Consider the following 24,204-nt stretch of genomic DNA (forward strand, 5'->3'; position numbering starts at 1 on the left):
TTGTGCAGTTGGCGGTTATTGCGCCGAACGAACTTCATCAGGTAAGAGGTGCCATCGGAGCAAGCCAGGGGGTTCCTACTGATGCAGCGGGCATCCACGAGATGAGATTTCTCCAATTTGTGTTCAATCCGGGACTGCTTGGTGATGTACCCATATGTCAGATGGACGTTGGGAAACTGAGCACGTGCCTGCTCATAGATCTTCCCCCAATGATGCCCATCTGGGTTGCATCCCGAAACCCGTTGCTCTTCCTGGTGATCTTGTGCTCTTGGTGCCTCCGGTGAATGAGATCGTGACAGGTCTCACACAAGGTAATCAGGTTCTCTGGACGATCCCCACCCGTCTTTCGACTCTCGATGTGATGCACATTGAGTACTGCATCTTGCGACGTGCCCTGGCACCACTGGCACCGGTGGGAATCGCGCCAGAGCACGTACTCACGCACATTCCAGAAGCCCAGTTGTGGCCCTTGCTGGTAGTGTATGCCCTCAATCTCAGGATGCTGGATCTTCTGGATATCGAACTGAGCCACCTCAATCGTCGTTTGGTTCACTGGCAAGAGCTTATGAACCATCTTGATGAGTTTGAGATGGGCATCGAGCCGGTGTTGGACTGAGGGAGCAAGCCAGCCATCTGGCTTCTTTCTATTGCGAAATCTGGATGGTCGGTAGCGGGTCTTGCGGCTCCTTCTGGCTCGGCGAAATTGCTGACGTGTCGCCAACAGTTGCTGGATATCCGTGCGAGGCTTTGCCTCCGCTTCAAAGAGAACGGTCTGCTCTGTCGTTGCTGCCACTCCGATGTGTCTGCTTCCGGCATCAATGCCGAGTGATATCTCTTGTTTGTACCCGGAACTGCCATGGCGCAATTGAATGGTGAAGGGTTCCATCCGTACAATGTTTGCCTTGCCCTGCTTCAAGAGCAGCCGTGCCTTGTGTGGCTGACAGGGCATAAGTGGTTTCCCATGACAATTCAAAACATACACGAACATAACGTGCATCATCCTTTCAGATGTATGGTACGCTTCGCCAATGTTCAAGCGGCTTGTTCGGTCTGCAACACCGTTCCTACCCATCAGAACTTTTAATCACAGGCGATAGGGCTCCAGGCTAGCGTAGACACCTGGAGGTATCGTGACCGCTCGAACGTAGTCCAGTAAAGGACTCAGGCTAGTCAATGAAGGCTCTTACAAGCCTCCGGCGATCTCTCCGGGGGTCATTGACAACTGCACTCCACTCTTTTTCCTATCCCAGGTGCGAATACCTTGCAGGCGGAATAGCTCGATCTGTCCCGATTCTTTATTCCTATACTCACGTATGCTCACAATAACGTAACGCTTCCCCTCATGCAATTCTTCCTCGGTCAGTGGATAGCGCAGCACACGGGGAATGCGCAGTTCGGCATAATCGCCCTCCTGCAGGCCAGGACCCATCTCTTTTAGGGTCTCACTTCTCAGGCGCTCGCCAAAAAGGTAGTAGTCTTTCGTCTTTGCATCATATCTCGCTTCAAGGGTTTTGGCGCTATCCTTCGTTTCTGTACTATGTTTCCCCTGAGCAGCAAAGGTATCTTCCAGGCCATGAGCTGCCAACACGGCTTGGCGCTGATCAAGCCCACAGTACACAACGCGAAATTCTTCTTTCTCCTGACGTTCCCAGCGCAACTCGGCATCCGGTGTAAAGATGCGCCCAGCAGTAAACTTGGCAAAAGGGATCTCTTTATCATACTGGGCAAAACGCAGCAGATTGAGCCTCTCATCTCTCTTCTTAACGACCCGGGTAGGCAGGCTTTCCAGCAGGAAGAGCGAGGTACCAGGGAAGTCGCACGCTGCAATGAGCTCCCCTAAGCTTCCAGGAGCAAGCAATCCTGTGTAGAGTATCTCGCTCACCTGGCCACACCCTTTTCCAATAGAGCAGCTTTAAGCGAAGCAGTCCATTCTCGCTCTGGAGGCACATCCCAGGCTTGCATACGCTTAATAAAGCTCTGAATGGCTCCCTGGCGTAAGGAATCCAGCGCCTCGCCGGTAAAGGCTCGTTCGTTACGAATGCCACGTTCACGGCTCTCTACCTGACCAGTAAAAGCTAAGCTATCATCGCTCTGCGTCCCATAACTTCCATCATTGAGCCAGCGTCCCAGGCCCCATACCTCATTGGCCGGCATCTTAGAAGCTTCTCTGCTCCCGCGTATAGTGCTGATCACAAATCCCCCCGGACGCCCATTGCGTCCCTGCGGGCTGATCTGAGCCACAACTTTGCCCAGGCCGCGCGAACGTCCCGACCCGATATGGATCAGCTCGTCTTCCAAATCCTGCAAAATGACGAAAAGCATGCCAAGCTGCCAGATTTCGAAGTTGCGCAGATGAATATCAGTCTCAAAAATCACGCCCGTGCTCACGACCTCCAGCTCAAATTTAGCTCCGTGGCTGGCGCCGCCCGTCAAGCGATCTATGCCAACGCCGTCGCGCTGTTCGGTGAAAGAGCCCGAGGCGAGGTAGGCATCGCTGATCGCAATACGTCCGATAAAGCCTGTTGAGCCGAAGAGGCGGCACGTAGGACAGGAATAGGCATAGGCAAGATCTGTGCGGGCTTCTAAGGCTGCCCTCAAGGTATTTTGCTCAAGATTGCGCTCTTCTCCGCCCTCGGGTTTGACCAGGCGCGTAAACATCTCGCCGCAGGACACGCGATAGTCGTGTTGCGCAAGGTCGACAATTTTATCTTCATTGCCGGAAAAAGGATAACATACAACGCGCGGCTTTAAACTGCAGACAATCTTTTCACTATGGCTGCGAAAGACACCCTTGAGCGAGCTGCCCGGCAAGAAGATTTCTGACCTGCCGTTGCGAAAAGTGAGCACTGGCGTCATATCGGGGCCGCTGATCGTAGCTTGCCCCGAGCGCACGAGTAACGGTCCAGTTGTGGTGATGCGCAAGGTAAAGTAGGCTTCATTCACCAATTTCTTCAACATAGCAATCTGCTCCTTATAACCCCCACAAGACGCATAGGTACAAGCCTATTGATCTTTGAATAGCGTAGCGAGCTGTTGATCTATAAAATCCTGGCCATTCTCGACCACAGTATGAAACTTCTTTTCACGATCTCTATTCAGGAGATAATTGCGCAAGCGGCGATTGCGCTCCTTCTCGTCGCAATGTTCGAGATCAAACTCATAGACTCGCAAATTTTTCAGCAGGCAAACGCCTAAGCCACGTGAGCGCTTGCCGCCAATCGTCCCAAAGCCGCTGACAAACTCGCTCAAGCCAAGGCTCAATAATAACAAATCATTTGGCTCAGCATTTTCAAGCGTTATTTCGAGTTGAAAGATAGCGCTGGCCGCAACCACCTCAAAATCGTACTTCAGGCGATCTCTTGCCTTTTCGCTATCGCGGTCAATCGCCACACCATCGCGCACCTGCACAATTGCCTCGCTCTCGATGCCGGCGGGCATATAGAGATCATTGATCGCGACACGCGAAGCGGCGAAAGGCGAGCCAAAGAGCCTGCAGGTATCGCAGAGCTCCTTACGGGCCTCTTCAAGGATCTTTTCTACTTCCTGCAGCGTTTTACCTCGTCGCCGCTGAGCAATTCGGCCCTGTCGCACGGTTGAGCAGACAGCCAGGCCTTGTTGTTCGGCAGCATCAAGCTCATCCTCGTCAATTCCGATCAGGCCACATGAACTCAAAGCGCCGGGAAGTCCTGGCACCAGCTTTTCCACAGTGCTACGCAATGAGCCCTTGAAACTTGAGCCAGGGATATAGGGGACCTCCTCCGGCGTAAGCACAACCGGGCTATTGCTGCTGCTCAAAGTGGCCTTGCCGCCGCCAATATGCAGTCCAGTCTGCATTTCCAGTTGACCAGTAAAGAGATAACGGTTGCGGAGCTGATAACGATTCTCCTGTTGCTGCTCAGACATTCATACACCTACTTTCTCCCTAAGCGCGCAGCCGACTCCTGAGCTGCCAGCACGCCATTTTCCGCGATGAGATGTTGAATAAAATCGCGCGCCAGCAAGAGCATAATTTCATCCATCTGCTGAGTCTCTTCTTTCCGGCTCAATCCAGCGCGCAGCAGAGAAAATTCATCTTTGATACGCTTGTTACGCATGGTCATAAAGATTTTTTCCAGATACTCATAGAACAGCTTGATATGACGCTTCTTCTCCTGCCAGTTTCTATCGCGCTGATGACGAATAAACCTACCAAGTTCGGCATAGCTGTCGGAACTGGCAATATTGAGCAAACCCATAACCTGGCTGTTGGGCAGTGGGGCACCCTCTTCTCCCTTCACAAACTGGCGAATAAAGGCGACGGCCTCGGGATAGAGCGTTTCATCGCTGAGCTGCCAAATCTTGCGCAGTTGATCAGGCTCCAGCATACCTTGCCTAGCTCCTTTCCCATTTCTGCACATTAAATTCGTATTGAATGACCATCTGACGAATAAATTGGCGGATCAGGAGGATATAGACGCGCCGACGCACCTGCTCCATCTCTTCCTCATCGGGCACAGCTTTCTGCAGCTCAGCATTTCTACAAATCCCATCGCGCTTGCCTTGAAGACTGTCGCTCAAGTAGTCTAGCAGGCGTTTACCGAAGCCTATATCAGGATTTGCAGCATACTCGTACCCTTTACGCCAGTAATCAAAGCGCGCGGTCTGGCGCTTGATATAGTCAAGCACATCGGTATATTTGAGCGCGCTATTGGCGATATTCTCCAGACCCGTCATCTGCGAGCGATGCTTTTCTCCGACAACCTTTGCCGCATGACACCCCAGCGCAACGGCATCTTCATAGAAGCCTTCAGCATACCTGTTGACCAGATAGATAATCAGCATCTCTTTATTCATAGCACATCCACCTTCTGATGAAATGCATCCGATACACATATGCGCCCAAAGCCCTCAGCGCGCCGCTTGCCAGCGCCTTGCGCCTCCAGCTGATAAAGCGCCCGCAAGATATCTGCATCCAGGGCAGGAGCAGGAAGCGAAAAGAGAAAGACAGAACCGGTGTCGATGGCCAGTTCGTTGGTTCGCGGCATTCCCCACAGATCCTGCCAGCCGGTAATGCGCCGGATGCTGGCCGCGTAATATTCTAGCTTCAAGCTCTTTGAATAATCTTCAAGATGCGCTCGCAACTCTTCCAGCTTTTTACATAATCTCTGCTTTGCCTCTTCATCCGACCATGCGCGCGCTCTATTGCCAAGTAAGTCTGCCACGGTTTGCTCATCAAGCGAACCACGATAGCTCAGGCTATCATTAGCCAGAATCAGCGGTGAGTGCAGAGTCAGCGCAAAGAAGTAGCGAGTTTCTAGTTCTTTAAAGCCGTAAGTTTTCACGTGGGTTTGAAAGCAGTTGTTTAATTCATCCAATCGCTTTTCAATTTTTTCAGAATATGTTTCCTTTTCATAATCATCAAAGTCTACCCAGACTTTGCCCATGCCGCGCGTGCGTCCGGTCCCGATATGCATCATTCCTGAAGCATTTGCATCCTGGAGAAATTTCTTAAAATCCTTGCCGAGCTGCTCGTCAGCCAGTTGAACCATGCCCCAGAAGCGCATACCGTCTTTGAAGACCTGGCGATTGTACAATATGCCGTCCTGCACTGTTCCCGAAGCGCGATGAATACCGGTATACGTATGCAGATAGAGGTATTTTTTTACCTGGGCCGTTTGCGCCTCTTTCAGATCAAGCAGGTTACGGCGATAGTATCCCTCTAAGCGATCCATAGGTTCCTGGCAAGGCCGCTGCTTTTCAGGGTCACCCTTACAGCGTCTATGCTCACGCAGAGTAGCTAGAAGCCCTTCACGACCTAGCTTATCATGGCCATAGGTGAATAAGAAGCGATCAAGTAAGCTATCACGCACGCCGTGGGTCTCTTCATCCTCATCTTTCTTAGTGCCAGAGGTAGGTCGGAAACCGGGATGGCGCTTACAGCTCTGGGCAGTTTTGGGCAAGGGATAGACAGGCGAGTCCTGCCCATGCAAGCCGTCATCCTTAAAGACTGCCGGATAGAGATATGGATAATATATCTCGCCATTCAGGAAGAAGCGCCGAAATTGCTCTTCATCAGTGCCTCGTAAAGCGCGATGGAGCGCGGCCAGACTTCCCATCAAAGCTGTACCGGGGATATAGTGAGCCGTCTCCGCGCCATCGTGGGCATGATCAGCACGTACAGTCAAAGGAGAGAGGGTATCCAGCCTGATATAAATCTTTTTCATCCTATCTCCTCCTCGGCATAAAGGGCATAGTAAGAGAGCAGCGAAAGGTTATCTAACCAGCCCATCCATTCCTCTTTCTCCTTTTTCTCGTTTTTGATGGATACCTGGCTGATCTCCAGACCGCATTCACCCTTGCCCACCGATTTATTGCCGCCCAGGCGCTCAACCATATGCAATCCTGCCAACAATAGGAGCAGAGAATAGGTAGGAGTGATTTTACCCGTTTCGGTCTCTAACTCCTCTATCGGTATGCATTCTAGCCAGCCAGTCACGCTGCCTTTAAAGGTGATCTCTCGCAGACCAAATTCGCTGCTATAGAGCGCACCCGGGACCGCGGTTCGCGTAGGACGATCAAGGCGGGCCTGGGTATACAAAAACGTCTGCAAGACTGGCTTTTCATGCTCATCCTCCTGCTGCGATATCTTCTCATCTTCCGCAAGTCGCGCATCCTCAAAGTGGAGGTGGCCGGGATAATAGGAAGAGCCAAAGATGCGCGTAACCATAGAAAGAGGATGACCAATGAGCCAAAGCGCCTTCTCGGTATCGTGTGGGCTCACGATATGCTGGCTGGCCTGGGAACTTGCCTCTTCAGTGTAGAGACGCTCAAGCCGCTCGCAATGCTCGCGCACGCAGCCCTTAAGCGAGGAGCCTGGCACATACAGATTGTTGTCGCGATCTCGTACAACCGTGCGGTCGATCAAACCAACGCGCAAACCGCTACCCATATGAAATGGCGTTCTGAACTTCAGGTCATAGTGTATTTCGATAAGATCAGTTCTCGTCAATGCTGCTCTCCGCCTCTCTAGTTACAAAGTCATACAATTCAACGAAGTCAAGCAGAGACGTGCGGTATACATCCCAATCCTTATCGCTCGCACTAGTATCTCTAAACCAGGGGAAGACTACGCGCGGGTAACCATGGAGAGGATTCTCGGGATCCCGCAAGCGATAACGATTAGCGAAGCCGTATACCTGCTCGGCGACATAAGTCCGCTGCTCATAGCGCCAGTGGTTAAGAAGGGCCAGGCCACCGTATACCGAGGAGGTAAGATTCATCTTGAGCACAGCCTCGCGCAACTGGTGCAATTTCGTGCGTCCCAGGCGCTTCTTATCGCTCTCCCTGATCATATCTAACAACAGGCCCAGATCCTCTGGCTTATAGGGTCGCAGAGTGGCATAAAACTTTTCTTTCCGGTAATCCTTATATCTCTTATAGTAAGTTTCGTCATAGATGGCCTCAAAATCATTGCTATTGCTCCCAGTTACCACCATAAAATTGATGCGCGAATCATCGATCTTATCCTCTTTCCCTTCCGTACGTGCCTGGGCGCGCGCTTCAGATCCGGCTTTCTTGGCAAATTTGAGCGTTGATTCGACCATATCTAGCAGCAGACCAAAGGGATAGCGAATGGGTGCTAGCACGACACCTACAGAGAGGGTATGATTGCTCATTAGCTCATGAAATTTCTTGGTAACGCTCAGAGCAACATCCAGGGCGGCAGAGGCCGGGACCGCGATCAGCATATCGTCACCACCCAACAGCAGGATATCAAAAGGAAATATGGGATGCTTTCGAGCTTCTTCTGTTAGTTGCTCCTCAGGTTTTAGATGGCGCTCAATCTGGAGATGTTCGTTAATTGCCACACATAGAGCCTGAAGAATGGCCTCATCGACGGCCTGCGCAAGCTTCCTCTTCTCGGGGATTGTTTTACATTTCGCAAAGGCCTGACCCATATTGTTAGCATCGGCATAGACCAGGGCCAGATATTGCTTGGCCCCCTTGAAGTTGGCAAACTCGTTAAAATCGGCGGGACGCTCTATATTCACATCAAACTTATAATCCTGGTTATGTAAACCCGGCAGCACGCGCATCCAGAGCGCCTCGCCCACGCCTTTCTTTTTCTCATTCGTGGTCACAACCCCTTCAACCCGGCGCTTAAATTCCTCAGATGAGGTGCTGATATCCGCTTCCGGCAGAATCTTGCTGATTATCCTTTTAACATTTCTATCCTGTCCGCGCTTTCTCAGGCAGCTCTCGCAATAGACGCCATTAGCTTCTTCCTCATTATTCTCTTCATCTTCTTCATCTCTACTCTTAGAGCTGATCACGTCTTCTAGAATTTCATCTGCGCAGGCATATTCCACGCCACAGGAGCTACAGTGGCGCATAAAGGGCAGCGAGGGCAGGGCTAGCACAGAGGGTGGATGCTGCTTGTTCTCCTGTAATTTCCAGTCCAGCAGCTCAAACTCAGCCTTCAGAACTGTATCTTCGATATTCGCGCGGTTCACGCCCTCGGGCAAAGCATGAATCGCATAGCTGAGGGAAGCTGCGCCGCCGGTCAGCTTGCGGTACTCGGCCTGTAAGCCCCTAATAAAGGCCTCAGCCTTATCGCTCTCAATATAAAACTGGCCTGCGCCGCCATTGGCATAGATACACACTGCCTTATACTTTTCACTAGAGGCCAGTTCTAGCATGGTTCTGCGGTTGAGGTAGTCCAGCAGCGAGCTTGCACCACGGATCTCTTTTAGCTTGCTGGTGCCAAAAACAAATTGTTTGATATGGTCAGTATCAAACGCGATGAGAGATAACCCCACGATGATCTTACCTCCGACCTCCAGACAAACGGATTAAACCTGGGCAATCACCCAGGCATCAACAGCATAACATAGTAGGGTTGGGCACTACATCAGAAATCCTTCTGAATTTTTTCGTTACTTGTGCTAGATTTGTATGCATCCAGTCACAAAAAGATGGGGGAACAACGTTACAAAATGAGAGGTCATGAGCTATATGTATATATTGAGCTAACCGCATCTTCCCAAGAGGTACCTCGCTCTAGCCAATACATTACCATATCGCCTCTCTATGCCCTACAGTATACTTTATTAATTTAGATATGCAATATTATCTAGTACATTTTTACCATGTTTAAGGCAGAAATCCGCATTTCTCATATCGCCATGGGCATTTCAGTTGCCACTTCACAGATGTTCATTTTTTTATTACGCATTTTATGAGTTATCGATGATCTAGAACAAAGCTATAGTCTATCCTCCATCACAAGAAGTTAAACTTTTATAACATAACTAAAACACAAGCCCGCCTTAATTTTCCCTCTGAGATTGCCAGGCAATACCATTGCCATTAACAGCAATCTAGCAATTTCCTATATATCAGTTACTAATGACAACAATTAGCGCCGGCAACAGGGCTGTGATCCTCATTGCTCCCTGGCCTCAGTACAAACATCATCACATTACAAGAAAGCTCTTAGTGCAGCTTCACGCTCCCGAACTTAAGCTATTACCCATCTGGGCGGCCTGCTTCTCTATACACTCACAAGGCAATCCAGCTAAATGCTTCAGATAAATAGATACGCATAATTACAGAAATGCAAAGCATGATAGAATAAGTCAAAACAAGAGAGATCTCAACCGAACGCATACGCCTGTTGCACACAAGCGAGTGCATATTCCGGCTTTAACACAAAAAAAAGAGAAAAGTCATGTCATTTTTTTACGTTGTAACTCCATTACTTGAAGATGAAGCATTTACCCGCTGGCTTGATGAGTTTGGCATTATACCTCCTCCGGGAGCAACCAGCCGACTACCTACAATTCGTGAGCTTTGTTCTATTCTTGAGCAGCTTGAGGGCTTCAGTTTCGAAGTCTCTAAAGGAAGCACTCACTGGGACGCAGATATCTTTGAATGTGGTCAACCCGGCAAGAGAGAGTCGGGAGAATATACCACGATATGGGTGAGCAACTATGAAGGCAACGAGGAAAGCCCCGTTGACTTTTGTTTTCGCAAAGGATCTGCCCGGCTCGTGCTTCTCATCCTCCGGCATCTCACGCCGCTCTGTGGTCCGCTTGTCATCGTTCTTGATACTTGTTGTATCCCCATCCTTGTCACTCCGGAAACTGATGTTGACCGGGCACAACATGTGTGGGACGCATAAGTATCCAAAGAAAAATGAACAGCAGCATCTATCCCTCTTCTCTTTAGAGGTCGGGGCACATCAGGAATCCTAAAATAGGACTAGCAAGCATCCAATCTAGAAACATGCACGCTATCAAATGGTCTTCCATAGGACTTCTCCTCAAGGAATCAGCCCATGAAAGTAAAAATTGTCAATTTTTCATCCTCTCCAGGAGTATCTATAATGAGGGCTCTAGAGATTGTCAATTTCACGTTAGCAGCAGCGCGAAGCCACATTAAGATAACAGAGGAATACCATGGATGCATCTTTATTATTAGTACTAAAAATTGCAGCATCTGCCTGTATAGGACTGCTCATCGGACTTGAACGAGAATGGGCACATAAAGATGCAGGAATTAGAAGCTTTGCCCTGACTGCCCTGCTCGGGACATTATCCTGGCTTGTCACACCAGCGCTGGTCTATGCAGAAGTTGCTATAGTACTCCTGATCATGCTCCTGATCAATGTATACGCTTTTTTGAAAGAGCAGAATTTGGAGATTACCACATCTATAGCTCTGGCTGTCACTAATGTACTTGGCATCACTATAGGCATGGGTAACTTCCTGCTTGCCTTCACCTGTGCCTTGATTATTACAGCCCTCCTCTCCTGGAAAACAGAGTTGATCACTTTTAGCGGTAAGCTCACTATAGAGGAGATCAGAGGTACATTGTTGCTAGGTTTTATTACAGCCGTCATCTATCCATTACTACCTGATCATCCTATCGATCCCTGGAATCTTGTCAATCCACGCACTATCTGGTTAACCATCATCATTGTGTCTGGGCTCAATTTTATCAACTATGTCCTTTTGCGGGTTTTTGGAACGCGTGGCATACGTTATAGTGCAATATTGGGAGGATTGGTCAACAGTGCAGCGACCGCAGTTTTGCTTGGTCAGGAAACCACAAACGATGTGAGCCAGGAAGCAGATGCGCCAACAAACATCTTGCTTGCCGATATGGCCATGATTCTGCGCAACTGGGTCCTGGTAATGCTTTTTGCTCTCCCGCGAGGTCTCAAGCCCGCCCTACCTACGCTGCTGATTCTCATTCCAATGATGCTAGCCGCAGGTGGCCTGGCCTTGCTGCTCATTCTGCGTATGAACATAAAGAGTACGAAGCCATCGCAAAAGCCCGCACTCAAATCGCCCCTTGACTTGCGCTCCGTACTTATATTCGGGCTGCTATTTCTTGCGCTAACAGTCATCAGTGGCCTGGCTAAACGCATATTTGGCGCAATCGGCTTCCTTGCGGTAATTGTCATCGGAGCCCTGGCCAGCGCGGCCTCTTCTTCAGTCCTGGTCGGTCAGCAAATTCAGAAGGGTCAGGTTGGGGACTTGCCGGCTGCTATTGCAATCTTCCTGGCCACCGTCGCAGGACTTCTAGAAAATATTGTGATCTACTGGGTCATTACACGCAAGCCAGCGCTCGGCTGGCGACTGGTGTTCTATACTCTACCTATCATATTTATAGGCATAGCAATCCTGGTCCTTACACTGCTTTTCCATTGGGCATAGTCTTGCCTCCTCACGATACCAGCGGGAGAGAAGAAACTTTCTGCTAGCGTTATACGTGACCATGATAAACAGAGATACAAGCTTTATTGCGCGAGGATAGCAGATTTATTCTAGAATGCATCATGGAGATAGGAGGGTCGCGGCATGGCAGCACATACCCAGAACATACTACTTAAAGAGCTGCAAGATATAGCCCATCCTCTTCAGGGTAATACTGATAACTATGATCCCTTGCTTGAGCTTATCGGTAACGCACGCCTTGTGTTGATTGGAGAGGCCTCCCACGGAACTCACGAGTTCTATCAACAACGTGCAGCAATTACGCAGCGTTTGATACAGGAAAAAGGCTTTACCGTGGTTGCCGTCGAGGCTGACTGGCCTGATGCCTATCGTGTCAACCGCTATGTGCGCGGCCTGGATGATGACGCTAACGGTAGAGAAGCCCTGAGCAGCTTCGTGCGTTTCCCGCTCTGGATGTGGCGCAACCATGATGTTCTCGATTTTATCGAGTGGTTACGCACCTTTAACAGCACGCTACCTGCCGAGCAGAAGAAAGCAGGCTTCTATGGCCTCGATCTTTATAGCCTCTATACCTCACTGCAGAGCGTAATCGCCTATCTCGATAAAGTTGATCCGGAGGCCGCGCAAAGAGCGCGCCACCGCTATGCTTGCTTCGAGCACTTTGGTGAAGATAGTCAGGCCTATGGCTACGCAACCAGCTTCAATCTCGCGCGATCATGCGAAGACGCCGTGGTCAATCAGCTTCTTGAGCTACAACAGCATACTGCCGAATACGCCAAACGCGATGGCCGGATCGCCGAAGATGATTTCTTCTATGCAGAGCAGAACGCACGCCTGGCGCGCAACGCAGAGCGTTACTATCGCACGATGTTCAGTGGCCGCACTTCATCCTGGAACCTGCGTGATCAGCACATGGCCGAGACGCTCGACGCGCTGATTGCCCATCTTGACCGCTCTGGCAATCTGACAAAGGCAGTGATCTGGGAACATAACTCGCATCTTGGCGATGCACGAGCAACCTCTATGGGAGAGGAAGGCGAATATAACGTAGGACAACTTGTGCGTGAACGACATGCAAAAGAGACGGCTCTCGTCGGCTTTACGACATATACGGGGAGCGTGACAGCTGCTTCGGATTGGGACGAACCGGCCGAGCACAAACATGTGCTCCCGGCGCTGCCAGAGAGTTATGAAGCACTCTTCCACGCTACAGGCATGCCACGCTTTATGCTTAATCTACACGACGAGAACATAGCTATTGAGCATTTGCGCGAGAAACGCCTTGAGCGCGCAATCGGGGTCGTCTACCTGCCACGTACTGAACGTAGCAGCCACTACTTTTATGCGCGCCTGCCGGATCAGTTTGATGCCATCATCCATATCGATAGGACGCACGCACTTGAGCCTCTGGAACGCACATCCCAATGGGTAGCCGGAGAAGAGGAAGCATTCCCCAGTGGCTTATAGCGAAATGGGATGGCTAAACAAGATTGCTATCTCATCGGATTCACTTCCACGCACTGGCTAGAAAGGAGGTGCGGCCCTTGTTACCCGGGATGCCGCGCAAGTAATTATGAATACACCAACCGCAAGAGAAACCCGAGCTTGCCAGATACAAATAAATGATAATGTCACGCTTGAAGGTGATCTGAGCCTTCCACCCAAGCCACGCGGCCTTATTCTCTTCGCTCATGGCAGCGGCAGCAGCCGTCATAGCCCACGTAACCAATTCGTGGCCGGCGCCTTGCAGCAAGCGGGCTTTGCAACCCTACTCATGGACTTACTCAACGCTGAAGAGGAGGCCCAGGACCTTGAGAACGCCCAGCTACGCTTCAATATTCCTTTCCTTAGTGAGCGCGTAGTGAGCGCCACAAACTGGCTCTCGGCCCAGCCTGCCACGGATCAGTTAAAGATTGGCTACTTCGGAGCCAGCACAGGTGCCGCGGCAGCGCTAATGGCCTCAACGTTGCACCCTTTACTCATCGGGGCTATCGTTTCGCGCGGCGGCCGGCCCGATCTTGCCAGCTCTGCCCTCACCCAAGTCAAGGCGCCCACCTTGCTGTTAGTTGGCTCGGCCGATACAGCGGTTATCGAGCTGAACCGTATGGCGTATTCCCTGCTGCAGTGCGAAAAAGAGCTTATCCTGATACCTGGAGCCACGCATCTCTTTGAGGAGCCGGGTACGCTGGAACAGGTTGCCCAACTGGCCAGCCAGTGGTTTACCAAATACCTGGCTTGAGGTAAAGCGGAAAGAGGTGAGGCAGTAATCCTATTCCCGACAGAGATAGCTATATGAAATTTCTTCGTCAACTCTATCGGCGTACATTGTGTGCTAAGAGGCAAGTCTCGATATCCACAAGCGGATCGGGGCGAAGATATGGCTCGGCAATCCTCCGTCAGAAAATAGATAGCCAACGGAGCCAAAACGGTCAAAGGAGTTTTGCAGAAGAAAAGGGAAAGACAATGGCAACACTCTACCGCAATCGTGTCGAGGCCGGGCAACAACTTGCAACAACACTTACTGCCTACGCCCAGCGTCAGGATACACTCATTCTGGCCCTGCCGCGTGGAGGAGTGCCAGTCGCGTATGAAGTAAGTAAGGTACTCCACGTTCCGCTTGACATCTTTATCGTGCGCAAACTTGGCGTTCCAGGCCGCGAAGAACTGGCAATGGGCGCTATAGCGACCGGCGATGTCAGAGTGCTCAACGCGGAAGTCATACGCATGTTGCAAATCCCGGGACATGTGATTGAAGCAGTTACAGCAAGAGAACAACGTGAGCTAGAACGGCGCGAACAGCTCTATCGCGACGGGCGCCCCAGCGTAGAAGTGCGCCATCACAACATCATTCTTATTGATGATGGCCTAGCCACAGGAGCTACTATGCGCGCCGCCATACGAGCTCTCCGCCTGCAGAAACCTACAAGCATTATTGTAGCTGTGCCCGTTGCGGCACCTGCAACATGCAGTGAGCTCTCGACAGAGGCCGATGAAATCATCTGCGCCAATACACCTGATCCTTTCTTCGGGGTCGGCTGGTGGTACGAAGATTTCTCGCAAACCTCAGATGAGGATGTGCATGATCTGTTAGCACGGGCCAACCATGAGCAACCAAGCGCAGCTCTCAAGCCTTGATCTGTACTTTTGCGCCCATTCATCTGACGGAGTTGCAAGATCACAACACCACAGGCTTACACTCCTGGGTCATTAAGGAGCACAAGATCTTGGGCTTGACTGATGATGAAACCACAAGTAGGGGCAAGTAATAGAGCGCTTGCCCCTACTCTACTTGTCTCAAAAAGATAACAAATATCCCCTCTAAACAATGGAGCCCTCGCTAAGTGTCAAGCGCCTCTTCACTGTTATTTGCTCAAGCAAGCAATAATCGTCAAACGGTGATTGTTAACGGCTCACCGGGAGCCAGGATTTGTACTGATGTGGTGGGGGAAAGGGAAGCAGTGGCTTGCTCAAATTGCTGCAGGAGTTTCTCTGGCTTGCCAGCATACTTCAAGAACAGGCTATCCATAAGCGCTCCGCCCTTGAAGGTATAGTGGATTGGCACAGCATAGCGAGGCTGGAGGATGCGGCAGAGTTCGGCAGCATCGTTGGCATCCATTACAACTTTACGATTGAATGCCGGTCGAATGCGCAAGCCATTAATGGCAAGCAGCGCAACGTCGATCTTCTGACAATGCTCGCGTATCTCCTTCAGTTCGGGAATGAGCAGCGTATCTCCCCCAAAGTAGACAGTTGCCTCCCCAACCTGCAGCAGATAGGTAATTTCTGGCACGCCATGTTTGCCGGGTGCCGCAGTCACCTTGATCGGACCAAAGTTGGTGGTTTCCCAGGCATCCATCTCAACCACATTGGTAAAACCAACCTTGCGCGCATCCTGCGCAATCCCACGCTTGACTGCCATAGGCACCTGCTTATCAGGATAGGCCTGAAAGGCTTGCATATCATAATGATCGTAATGTCCGTGACTGACAACAACCCCGGCAAGACGGGGTAGCTTCTCTAAGGTGATTCCATAAGGTTCGCCATGATAGTAGCCAAAGCGCTCCGAAAACCAGGGATCGGTGAGAACCTGGTGGCCATCGAAGTCGATAAGAACACTGGAATGTGCAACGCGGGTAATAGTTATGGTTGCCATGCAACCTCCTTTTCTTGCTTGCTTGAACAAGCAATAGCCCGAAAAAAAATCTCATTTTTCATCTGAAGGCAAGCCACGAATCATCTGAGCCAGCAGCTGATACACCGCATCCACGTCCACAGTAGGGTCCATCATTTTTTGCAGGGCCAGCCCATCAAAGACAGCCAGCAAAAGTGAGGCCAATGCATCACGATTGGCGGATGGGGAAACGGCGCCTAATTGTTGCCCCCATGAAACCACTTGACCAATTACATCACGTCCCTCAGCGAGCAAATCACGAACTCCAGGAGAGAGTCTGGCATTGTGCAAACCCAATGAGAAAAGTTCATAGCGCAGGCGATACGCTTCCGGTTGTTCAGCCAGGCGCGTCGCCGACAGAGCAAAGGCGACTTCCATAAACCGCTCTGGCGTTACGTTCTTGAGCAGTTCCCTGCCCTCCTGCATATGGAGTTCACCCATCGATTTGAGAACCTCTACCAGCAACTGATCTTTGCCGCCAAAATAATAATGTACCAAACCAGGAGCGGCATCGGCCTCGCGTGAGATCTCACGCAGAGTTGTCGCATCGTAGCCCTTCTCCGCCAGCACCCTGGCTGCAGCGGAGATGATGCGTTTCCTCGTCTCCTGTGGTTCCTCTGAATGTTTCGAGGTAGTATCTTGCTTGCTCATGCAAGCAAGATAGCATATATTGCAGAAAAAGACAAGGGAATTTCTCCAGATGTTTCACCTGCCTTATGCTAATTCCCAGGCAAATTTATAGCCCGCTGATCAGCATACTTAGCAAGAATAGGTAATTACCTTTTAAATTATATTTCCATATGTTATTATGTATTGCAAGCAAGCGCTAAACTTGCAACTAAAGCCCAGACAACGAAAGGAGAGACGTGCGCCCATCTATTCTAGCATCACTGGCCAGGCGTACCGAACTAAAGAAATAGAGCCCACAACCTGACGACCAGCACATAGCAATAGTCCTGTACAAAGCTCTGGTTTTTCAACGGAACCAGCCGCTAGTGAGTACGAAGGAGTCTCATGTGATCTTTGAACAGCGCGAACTTCTTGACGAGACCATCGTGAAAATACGCTCGGGCCGTATCAAGCGCCGCACATTTCTGGAACGTGCCCTCACTGCCGGCTTGAGCAGTGCGGCTGCTCTCTCGCTACTTGAAGCCTGCGGAGGTACCTCAAATAGTACCGCAGGTAACGGCAATACCACGATGATCGTCTGGCAAAGTCAGCATGACCCTAGCGATAACTTCAAGCAATATGCTGAGAACTTCAATAAGCAGAATAACGGTATCCATGTCGTCTACAAAAATGGCCCTGCCGATACGGGCCAGCTGTTGACAATATTTACCAATATGCTCCGCGCTCGCAGTCATGCAATTGATGTACTATCCATGGATATCATCTGGCCTCCTGAGTTTGGAGCCAATGGCTGGACAGTCCCCATTAGCGAGTCTCAGCTCCCGCAAAGCGAGCGCCAGAAGTTTTTGCCGGGGCCGCTTCAAGGCTGCACCTATAATGGAAAGCTATGGGCCGTGCCTTTTACTACCGAGCCTGGCCTACTCTATTACCGTAAGGATCTGCTACCCACACCGCCCAATAGCTGGGATGAGCTGGCTGCGATGGCCAAAAGTGTCTCGCCAGCCAAAATAAAGCTTGGTTACGTCTGGCAAGGCGCGCAATACGAAGGGTTGGTCTGCAACTTTGTCGAGGTCCTCTACGGCTATGGTGGCTCAGTTCTTGATCCCAACGATCCAAAGAAGGTAACTATCAACAGCCCACAAGCAGTTCAGGCGCTAACCGAGATGGTAAGCTGGCTCGATACGATTTCGCCCAAAGCTGTTACTACCTATAAGGAAGATGATGGACGTCTGATCTGGCAAAATGGCAATGCTGCCTTTATGCGCAACTGGCCCAACGCATATGCCCTGGGCAACGACCCTAAAAATTCGCAGATCGTCGGTAAGTTCGATGTCCACGCGATGCCCTATGGCGGCTCAAGCTCCACCGGGCATTCCTGTATCGGCGGCTGGCAGCTTGGGATTAACGCATTCTCGCCCTCGCCCGATGCTTGTTGGAAGTTCATCCAATATCTATCGAGTGAGCAGGTCCAGAAGGATAACGTCATCAACACTTCGCACTTCTCGCCGTTACAGAGTATTCCCGACGATCCCGAGGTACAAGCGAAGATGCCCTTCGTGACCAAGGTGAAGGCCAGCCTGCAGAACGCACGCTCCCGCCCGGCCTCTCCGGCTTATCCTGATATTACTGATGCGCTTCAGTTGCATATCCATCAAGCACTCATCAAAGCCAGTAAGCCTGCCGATGCCCTGGCAGCCCTGCAAAGCTCGCTCGAAGCTATCGTGGCAAAGTAAGCTGCTGAAGCGCAATCTTGAGATCTGGCTGGCGTGCTAACTTTTCCCGTCAGCCAGTACCAGGTCGTCAACCGGATTGCCGAGAGAGGAATACACTTTCTATATGCAGCAAGCGTGCAAGAGGCTTTGGCATTTATACAAAGGAAACAGGCCTCTTGCTCCGCCTGTAGCTAAGTAGGTTTTACCAGCGTCCCACGCGGATCTTCGGGACGCTCACATCTGGCGATGATTGTACGCGCATAACAGATACCACAAAAGGTCAGCATCTGAATGTCTTTTAGAGTCTGCTGAAAAAGCCGCTCATACTCCTCATAGCTAACAATTCCACAGTTCAGCACAAAGGGACGCACTTGCTGGCCCAGTTCACTGGCCTGCATAAGAAACTGTTTGCGCAATGCTGCATCTGCCGAGACATCGATAATATGGGCAAGATCATGTTCTATACAACATCGCTCGCTATGCAGCCAGCTCCCAATCAGGGGTGTAATTCCCAGCACAGGCCCGGGAGAAAAAGAGCGGCCGGCTGCTCGCAAAGCGGCAATGATAAGCTGGCAGAATTGTTCACAAGGCAGGCTGTTGGGTATAGGTAACTCAACCTCGGACCAGACGATATATCCTCCCTGTCTGCATAGTTCGGCAAGGGTATGTACGAGCGTGGGCAAGTATGCGGGGGTGATCTCGCTGGCCACAAATTGCAGATGAATCATGTCAAAAGGACGCTTTGCATAACCGGCAACAGCCACCTCGGTAATATCCTTGGGCAGGAACTCGACATTGCTCAGGCCTTCGTTCAAGGCTATGGCTGTGGCTCGTTCTATATATGCCGCATTGTTATCGATACCTAGCACCCAGAGCTTTGGGTAGCGCCGGGCGATATCCAACGCCCAGGAACCTGCTCCACAAGCTACGTCAAGCACACGCCGAAAAGGTGAGTAGTCGATGAGACGAGGCATCAGCTCTTTAAGCAATTCTCCCAGAGAATAATTATATTCTTCTTTCGACTCACTAGTCCAAGCCATGCGACAGGGAGCAGCTTGCCGATATAAAGCAGCACGCCGCTCGCTAATGCAGGCAATGAGGGCGATAAGCTGCTGCTGTAGCCTGACGATTTCATGCTCGACACTTGTGGAGCTAGCAGGCTGCGGATCTCGGTCAGAAGAGCTCCATATGCACATATGCCCATCTTTCGGACGAGCAGATATTTGTTGGGAGCCCTGAATGCTCCCGCCTGGCTTCGAGATCTTATCACTACTATCTTCGTTGGGCGCAAACAGAGATTGAGTCATGCGTAGTTTTTCCCTTCTCTCACTTCACAAACGACCGCATCAAAAAACTTTTCGAGGTTCCGATTAGAATTGTAACTTGCTTAAAGATTTTTATCAAGTCTTTATGATTACAAATCTTACATAAAAGACTTGTTAGCCCTATAGTTTACCCTATGGCTAATATCGAAGATTGGGAAATTCCCGAGATGCCCGGCTTCATCTCAACGCAACAGGCGGCAAACATCCTGGGAGTGACACAACAAAGAATCCATCAATACATCACAGAGCAGCGGCTAGAGGCGTACCGAGCTGGCTCAATCATTTTAGTATCAGAACAATCGGTTCGCGAGTTCAAACCACACCTGACCGGGCGCCCGCGCAAAAGAAAAGTAAGCTGGCGGGTATATCGCGGTGAGAGCCTGGTCCTGGCAACAGAGATCGAGGTTCGTGTGCGACCCGGCCAGCAAACCCGGCTTGCGGAAAAGCTACAATCCATCCGTCAGGCTGAACGCCATATCTTCACCGGCTCGATTGCTCGCTACATCCTCGAAGATAGCGCCACAAGCGATCTAGTGAGCATCTGGCTTGTCTGGAAAGATAGCGAGCTGCCCGAACCTGCCCAGCAGGAGCGCGAACTTGCCGCCTTTCGCGCCGAACTTGACGATGTGCTGGATTGGCAGACCGCCCGCTATCAGCACAAAAAAGGCCTGCTCTACACCTGATAGCTTATTACCATCCTTATCTTTAATCCTACTATCTTCGTTGGACGCAAACGGAGATTGAGGCAGGCTAATTTTCCCTTCTCTACTACACTTCACAATCTACCTTCTTTAGAAATCTCTTCGAGGTTCCGATTAGAATTATAGCATCTTATTCTCTAATTTTCAATATTTTTAGAATAAAAGGTGATGTATACAAGAAATTATAGACAAAATTAAACTGCTCTTATGACCGATAAAGACGTTTCTGACCTCTCCAAGTTTGTTTCGGTAAAACAGGCAGCCGAAATGCTTGGTATCTCTGTGAAGAGGCTTTATAAATATGTCGAAGATGGGCGCTTACTGGCGTTCAAGCCTGGTGGCAGAGATTATCTTATCCCCAAAGAAGCTGTCGAAAATCTGGAGCTCAAAGCTGCCGGGCGTCCACGCGAAAAAACGCCCCGCTGGAACATCTATCGTAGCGGTAGCCAGTTGCGCGTGCTAGCAATAGATGTGCAGATCCGCCCAGGTCAGCAGGGCCGGCTAGAAGAGAAGTTGCAGGAAATCCGCCGAACGGAACGCCACATCTTTACCGGCTCGATTGCGCGCTACATCCTCGAAGATAGCACGACAAGCGATCTGCTGAGCATCTGGCTCATCTGGAAAGATAGCGAGCTGCCTGAGCCCGCCCAGCAGGAGCGCGAACTTGCCGCCTTTCGCGCTGAACTTGATGACGTGCTGGATTGGCAGACCGCTCGCTATCAGCACAAAAAAGGCCTGCTCTACACCTGATACCCTGCTTAGCAGAACTTGCCAACTAGTTCAGTAAAAAGTTCAGAAGCTAAGTAACAACACCGCTTGTGGCATCAGACTGTTCTGTATTTTCAAAAGCTATTTCAGCTCTAGAGCGGTTCGGGCTAAAGACCATTACCTCACAAGGCGCATTTTTCATCACATACTCGACGACTGCATCTATATTCTGAGAACCCCTATGCGCATGAACAGTTTCATTAGCTAGCAGAATAAGATCCGCCGCCTGCTCCTCAGCATCATGAACAATTGCAACGCCAGCCTGACGCGCTTTCAATATACGCTTGCGCACCCTTGCATTGCTCTTTGGTCCGCCATGCAAGGCCAGGGCCTCAGCTCGCTCCAAATCTTCCAAAGCTCGTCGCTTATCTTGCTCAACATGCGCATCAAGAGGCAAGGTAAACGGAACCTCTATAACGGCAAGCAAATCCACAATACCTTCGCGATAATGGGCCATTTGCGAAGCTATCACCACAATGCGGTCTGTAACTTCGCTACTGCGCAAGATAGGAACCAGAATTCGCGTCTGTTTATTCACAGAGCGCACAACCCTGGCAGCAGCATGCTTGCGCTCTCCATCGCGTGGCACCCTTAACATCCAGCCCAATACGCCTCCAATAGAGCTAATAAAGACCAGGGCGATCACAATACCTTCAACAGTGACCTGTAAAGGATTAGTAGCCACGGCTCCAGTAAGCGTGCTCAGCACGACTTTCACTCGCTTTCTTCACAACGCTAACTACTTGAGATATAGATAAGCGCGCAAACGGACGATGCCCAGAACAACAAAAGCCAGACCTAACAGAATAAGCGACCAGGCTTGCAGGCCAGCCAGAGACGCCCGCACAACGATAATCAGGCCAAGCGGGATAATCAGTATACTGATCAGCGCCCGATAGCGTTCGCGCAGAGTTCGGGAGCCCTTCATTCTAGATCTCCTTTATGTTTACGCCGACCACCGTTAGCACCGCCGGGCAAGGGTACATCCACGACACGCGTACCAGCGGGCAGGGCACTTTCTTTATTCGTTTCCCCGTGCAAACGACGCTTGCGCGCAAGATTCTCGCGCAATTCATCGGCCAGGTCATATTCGCCAGCATCCTCATACACATGCAATTGTTCCTTTTCCCAGTTACGCTTAACCGATTTGTACACGGGAAGCTTTCTACGCCGACGATGCCAGATAAAAATGAGCAGACCGAGAAGAATCCAGGCCGGCCCAGCAATACGTCCGATAGCATGGGTGAGCACCACAAGCACGACGATGCTGCTAATTCCCAGAAAGCCCATAACTCCTATAATTGGTAAAAGACGAATCTCTCCATCTTTCCCCCGGATGCGAATATTCAGCGGCACCTTGAACGGGCGCGGCGTCCAGGGATCAGTAAAGCGCAAGACGAGCAAAGAAACAAAGACCAGCATATAGGCTGTGGCAGCGCCAAAGGCGTACATATTGCCAAGCACATCATAGGCATTGGGCGAGAGACCAGCCAGCCACAGCTCTAAGAGCGCAAAGCCAGAAAACACAACTAAAGTGCGTACGGGCGTGCGGAAACGCGGGTGAACTTTCGCAAACCAGGATGGCAATAGTTCAAAGCGGGCCATTGAATAAGTAATACGTGAGGCACCAAACACGCCAGCATTGGATGAGATCAGGACTAGGGTTGCCCCTAAGAGCGCTACATATGGACCAGCAACCAGACCTAAAATAGGAATATGACTGGCTAACCAGGCCACAGGATCGCCGTTATGCATAGCAAAGCTCTGCCAGGGCAACATGGCAAGGCTAAGGTTAGAGAAGGCGAGCGCATAGATCAGCACGGTGAGGATAAGCGCAATTGAAGTGCGTGGCACTACCTTGCCCGGACGAATCGTCTCCTGGCTGGCCTGGCTTATCGATTCCAGGCCGACAAAAGAGATAATAGCCAACGAAGCTCCATAGGCCAGGTGATAGGGATCAGGCCACTGCGTGACCATCTGGTGCACAAGCAATGTTGGATTGAAGGCAAACAAAAAACCAAAAAACAGGATGGCCGATTCACTAACCACGTCCAATGCCCCAAGAATCTCATTGAAGCGCGAAGATTCACGCACTCCCACAATATTCAGGAGGGTGAGCAGCACTACAAAAATTGTCGCCTCTAAGATCAAAATTGGCTGCACACCAGGAAAACTCAGGCCCAGTATTGCTATATTTATCCGTGTATTCAACACAGGGAAAAAGAAATTGATATAGCCTGCCGATGCCAGGGCAAATAAAGCTATATCAATGGTAAAATCTAATAATACAGCCCAACCAGCGACAAAGCCCCAGAAATCGCCAAGCCCTCGCAACACATAGAACTGACCACCGCCCGCCATAGGATATGCTGCCGCCAGCTCTGTATAGGCAAGACCAACCATCACATACACTAGCCCTGCAAAAAGAAAGGCTACATTTGTGGCGCCTTGGGCGGCTGCCATGACGATACCGAGCGCGACATAGACATCAGCTCCCACATCAGCATAGCCCCAGGTATATGAGCCCCAAACTCCGACCGCACGCCGTAAGCTGTGATGATTGGTCTGCAACATACCTTCAGCAGTTTGCTGTATGCCTGTTATATCAGCTTTTATTTGGCCAGCCATTGAATAGCCTCCAGATATGAGGTACTAAATTGTATTACCGGTAGTGTATATCAATGGTATACCAATAAAGCGCTAATAGGCCTCAAAAAGTGCTAAATAAAATTGGCAGATGGCTCAATAAACTCTCAAAAAATCAGTCAATATACCATATGAATACTCAAAGCCTATGGTTCCATGCTTGATTACTCCATTTTATGAAGCACTAAATTGTGCTCCTAAAACATTGCTTTACAGCATGCTCAGCTTTTTCTCCGCAGAAATTTGTTATAGAAGCAGATAGAGAATTTTATGGCTTTTTTCGAAACTTGATCGAATTAGCTCTATGATGAGCATTTTATTTCATATTTGAGCAGGCCAATGATGGGAATGTGCTTAAACTTGACATGACTATTATGGATAAGGCAATATAGAGACTATCCTTAAGGTAGATTTGAGCGTTTGCTCTCATTTTTAATAGCAAAGGCTCATATTGTCTTGCCTTATATATAAATAACCGAAAGGAGTTTTTTACAAAAGCCATTTTTAACCCCCTATTACTGCTAAAAA

23 protein-coding genes are annotated in these 24,204 nt (G+C 50.3%); 8 read left to right on the forward strand and 15 right to left on the reverse strand.

Annotated elements, in window-relative coordinates; genetic code table 11:
* Positions 1-157: 157 nt before the first annotated feature.
* From iscB to EPA93_RS22855, 9 genes are all read right to left on the reverse strand, one after another.
* On the reverse strand, positions 158-988 hold the full coding sequence (iscB, locus tag EPA93_RS22815; RefSeq protein ID WP_207229629.1) for an RNA-guided endonuclease IscB: 831 nt from the start codon (positions 986-988) through the stop codon (positions 158-160).
* Positions 989-1,183: 195 nt separating this feature from the next.
* Positions 1,184-1,882, reverse strand: a complete 699-nt coding sequence (locus EPA93_RS22820) for a hypothetical protein (protein ID WP_129889717.1) — start codon at positions 1,880-1,882, stop codon at positions 1,184-1,186.
* Positions 1,879-2,958 carry a type III CRISPR-associated RAMP protein Csx7 gene (csx7, locus tag EPA93_RS22825; protein ID WP_129889718.1) on the reverse strand — a complete coding sequence of 360 codons (1,080 nt, stop codon included), beginning with the start codon at positions 2,956-2,958 and terminating at the stop codon, positions 1,879-1,881. Before csx7 (EPA93_RS22825) ends, EPA93_RS22820 begins: the two co-directional genes overlap by 4 nt.
* 45 nt (positions 2,959-3,003) lie before the next feature.
* A complete protein-coding gene (gene csx7 / locus EPA93_RS22830) occupies positions 3,004-3,903 on the reverse strand; it encodes a type III CRISPR-associated RAMP protein Csx7 (protein ID WP_129889719.1) in 900 nt (299 codons plus the stop codon).
* Positions 3,904-3,911: 8 nt separating this feature from the next.
* Complete coding sequence (locus EPA93_RS22835; RefSeq protein WP_129889720.1) at positions 3,912-4,364, reverse strand: hypothetical protein; 453 nt, start codon at positions 4,362-4,364, stop codon at positions 3,912-3,914.
* Between the two features lie 7 nt (positions 4,365-4,371).
* The gene (locus EPA93_RS22840) at positions 4,372-4,833 is read right to left on the reverse strand and encodes a hypothetical protein (protein ID WP_129889721.1); all 462 of its coding nucleotides are present in this window, start codon (positions 4,831-4,833) and stop codon (positions 4,372-4,374) included.
* Complete coding sequence (locus EPA93_RS22845; RefSeq protein WP_129889722.1) at positions 4,830-6,203, reverse strand: RAMP superfamily CRISPR-associated protein; 1,374 nt, start codon at positions 6,201-6,203, stop codon at positions 4,830-4,832. Before EPA93_RS22845 ends, EPA93_RS22840 begins: the two co-directional genes overlap by 4 nt.
* Positions 6,200-6,988, reverse strand: coding sequence for an RAMP superfamily CRISPR-associated protein (locus tag EPA93_RS22850; RefSeq protein WP_129889723.1), 789 nt, complete (start codon positions 6,986-6,988; stop codon positions 6,200-6,202). Before EPA93_RS22850 ends, EPA93_RS22845 begins: the two co-directional genes overlap by 4 nt.
* On the reverse strand, positions 6,975-8,798 hold the full coding sequence (locus EPA93_RS22855; RefSeq protein WP_129889724.1) for a Cas10/Cmr2 second palm domain-containing protein: 1,824 nt from the start codon (positions 8,796-8,798) through the stop codon (positions 6,975-6,977). The genes EPA93_RS22850 and EPA93_RS22855 overlap by 14 nt, the downstream gene beginning before the upstream one ends.
* Positions 8,799-9,709: 911 nt before the next feature.
* Here EPA93_RS22855 and EPA93_RS22860 point away from each other — a divergent pair.
* From EPA93_RS22860 to EPA93_RS22880, 5 genes are all read left to right on the forward strand, one after another.
* Positions 9,710-10,162 (forward strand): hypothetical protein, encoded by a 453-nt coding sequence (locus EPA93_RS22860; RefSeq protein WP_129889725.1) that lies wholly within the window; start codon positions 9,710-9,712, stop codon positions 10,160-10,162.
* 277 nt (positions 10,163-10,439) lie between these two features.
* Positions 10,440-11,702, forward strand: a complete 1,263-nt coding sequence (locus EPA93_RS22865) for an MgtC/SapB family protein (RefSeq protein ID WP_129889726.1) — start codon at positions 10,440-10,442, stop codon at positions 11,700-11,702.
* A gap of 144 nt (positions 11,703-11,846) precedes the next feature.
* Entirely contained in the window at positions 11,847-13,190 is a 1,344-nt protein-coding gene (locus tag EPA93_RS22870) for an erythromycin esterase family protein (RefSeq protein ID WP_129889727.1), read from the forward strand.
* Positions 13,191-13,296: 106 nt separating this feature from the next.
* On the forward strand, positions 13,297-13,962 hold the full coding sequence (locus EPA93_RS22875; RefSeq protein ID WP_129889728.1) for a dienelactone hydrolase family protein: 666 nt from the start codon (positions 13,297-13,299) through the stop codon (positions 13,960-13,962).
* Positions 13,963-14,186: 224 nt separating this feature from the next.
* Positions 14,187-14,858: a phosphoribosyltransferase gene (locus tag EPA93_RS22880; RefSeq protein ID WP_129889729.1), complete on the forward strand. Its 672-nt coding sequence runs from the start codon at positions 14,187-14,189 to the stop codon at positions 14,856-14,858.
* Between the two features lie 253 nt (positions 14,859-15,111).
* Here EPA93_RS22880 and EPA93_RS22885 read toward each other — a convergent pair whose 3' ends face one another.
* Positions 15,112-15,876: an MBL fold metallo-hydrolase gene (locus EPA93_RS22885; protein ID WP_129889730.1), complete on the reverse strand. Its 765-nt coding sequence runs from the start codon at positions 15,874-15,876 to the stop codon at positions 15,112-15,114.
* Positions 15,877-15,927: 51 nt separating this feature from the next.
* A complete protein-coding gene (locus EPA93_RS22890; protein WP_129889731.1) occupies positions 15,928-16,545 on the reverse strand; it encodes a TetR/AcrR family transcriptional regulator in 618 nt (205 codons plus the stop codon).
* 365 nt (positions 16,546-16,910) lie between these two features.
* On the opposite strand from EPA93_RS22890, the gene EPA93_RS22895 reads away from it, so the two are divergent.
* A complete protein-coding gene (locus EPA93_RS22895; RefSeq protein ID WP_129889732.1) occupies positions 16,911-18,257 on the forward strand; it encodes an ABC transporter substrate-binding protein in 1,347 nt (448 codons plus the stop codon).
* Between the two features lie 170 nt (positions 18,258-18,427).
* Here the strand turns inward: EPA93_RS22895 and EPA93_RS22900 are convergent, their stop codons facing one another.
* A complete protein-coding gene (locus EPA93_RS22900; RefSeq protein ID WP_129889733.1) occupies positions 18,428-19,543 on the reverse strand; it encodes a class I SAM-dependent methyltransferase in 1,116 nt (371 codons plus the stop codon).
* A gap of 152 nt (positions 19,544-19,695) precedes the next feature.
* Here EPA93_RS22900 and EPA93_RS22905 point away from each other — a divergent pair, with 152 nt between their 5' ends.
* Positions 19,696-20,244, forward strand: a complete 549-nt coding sequence (locus tag EPA93_RS22905; RefSeq protein WP_129889734.1) for a helix-turn-helix domain-containing protein — start codon at positions 19,696-19,698, stop codon at positions 20,242-20,244.
* Positions 20,245-20,469: 225 nt separating this feature from the next.
* Positions 20,470-21,012 (forward strand): helix-turn-helix domain-containing protein, encoded by a 543-nt coding sequence (locus EPA93_RS22910; RefSeq protein ID WP_129889735.1) that lies wholly within the window; start codon positions 20,470-20,472, stop codon positions 21,010-21,012.
* Positions 21,013-21,061: 49 nt separating this feature from the next.
* On the opposite strand, the gene EPA93_RS22915 is transcribed toward EPA93_RS22910, so the two are convergent.
* From EPA93_RS22915 to EPA93_RS22925, 3 genes are read right to left on the reverse strand one after another with little or no spacing between them, the layout of a single operon-like run.
* Positions 21,062-21,748 (reverse strand): universal stress protein, encoded by a 687-nt coding sequence (locus tag EPA93_RS22915; RefSeq protein WP_129889736.1) that lies wholly within the window; start codon positions 21,746-21,748, stop codon positions 21,062-21,064.
* A 21-nt stretch (positions 21,749-21,769) separates the two neighbouring features.
* Positions 21,770-21,958 (reverse strand): hypothetical protein, encoded by a 189-nt coding sequence (locus tag EPA93_RS22920; RefSeq protein WP_129889737.1) that lies wholly within the window; start codon positions 21,956-21,958, stop codon positions 21,770-21,772.
* Positions 21,955-23,658: an APC family permease gene (locus EPA93_RS22925; protein WP_165423335.1), complete on the reverse strand. Its 1,704-nt coding sequence runs from the start codon at positions 23,656-23,658 to the stop codon at positions 21,955-21,957. The genes EPA93_RS22920 and EPA93_RS22925 overlap by 4 nt, the downstream gene beginning before the upstream one ends.
* Positions 23,659-24,204 lie beyond the last annotated feature (546 nt).

Origin of the sequence: Ktedonosporobacter rubrisoli (genome assembly GCF_004208415.1) — a bacterium.
Taxonomy (GTDB): domain Bacteria; phylum Chloroflexota; class Ktedonobacteria; order Ktedonobacterales; family Ktedonobacteraceae; genus Ktedonosporobacter; species Ktedonosporobacter rubrisoli.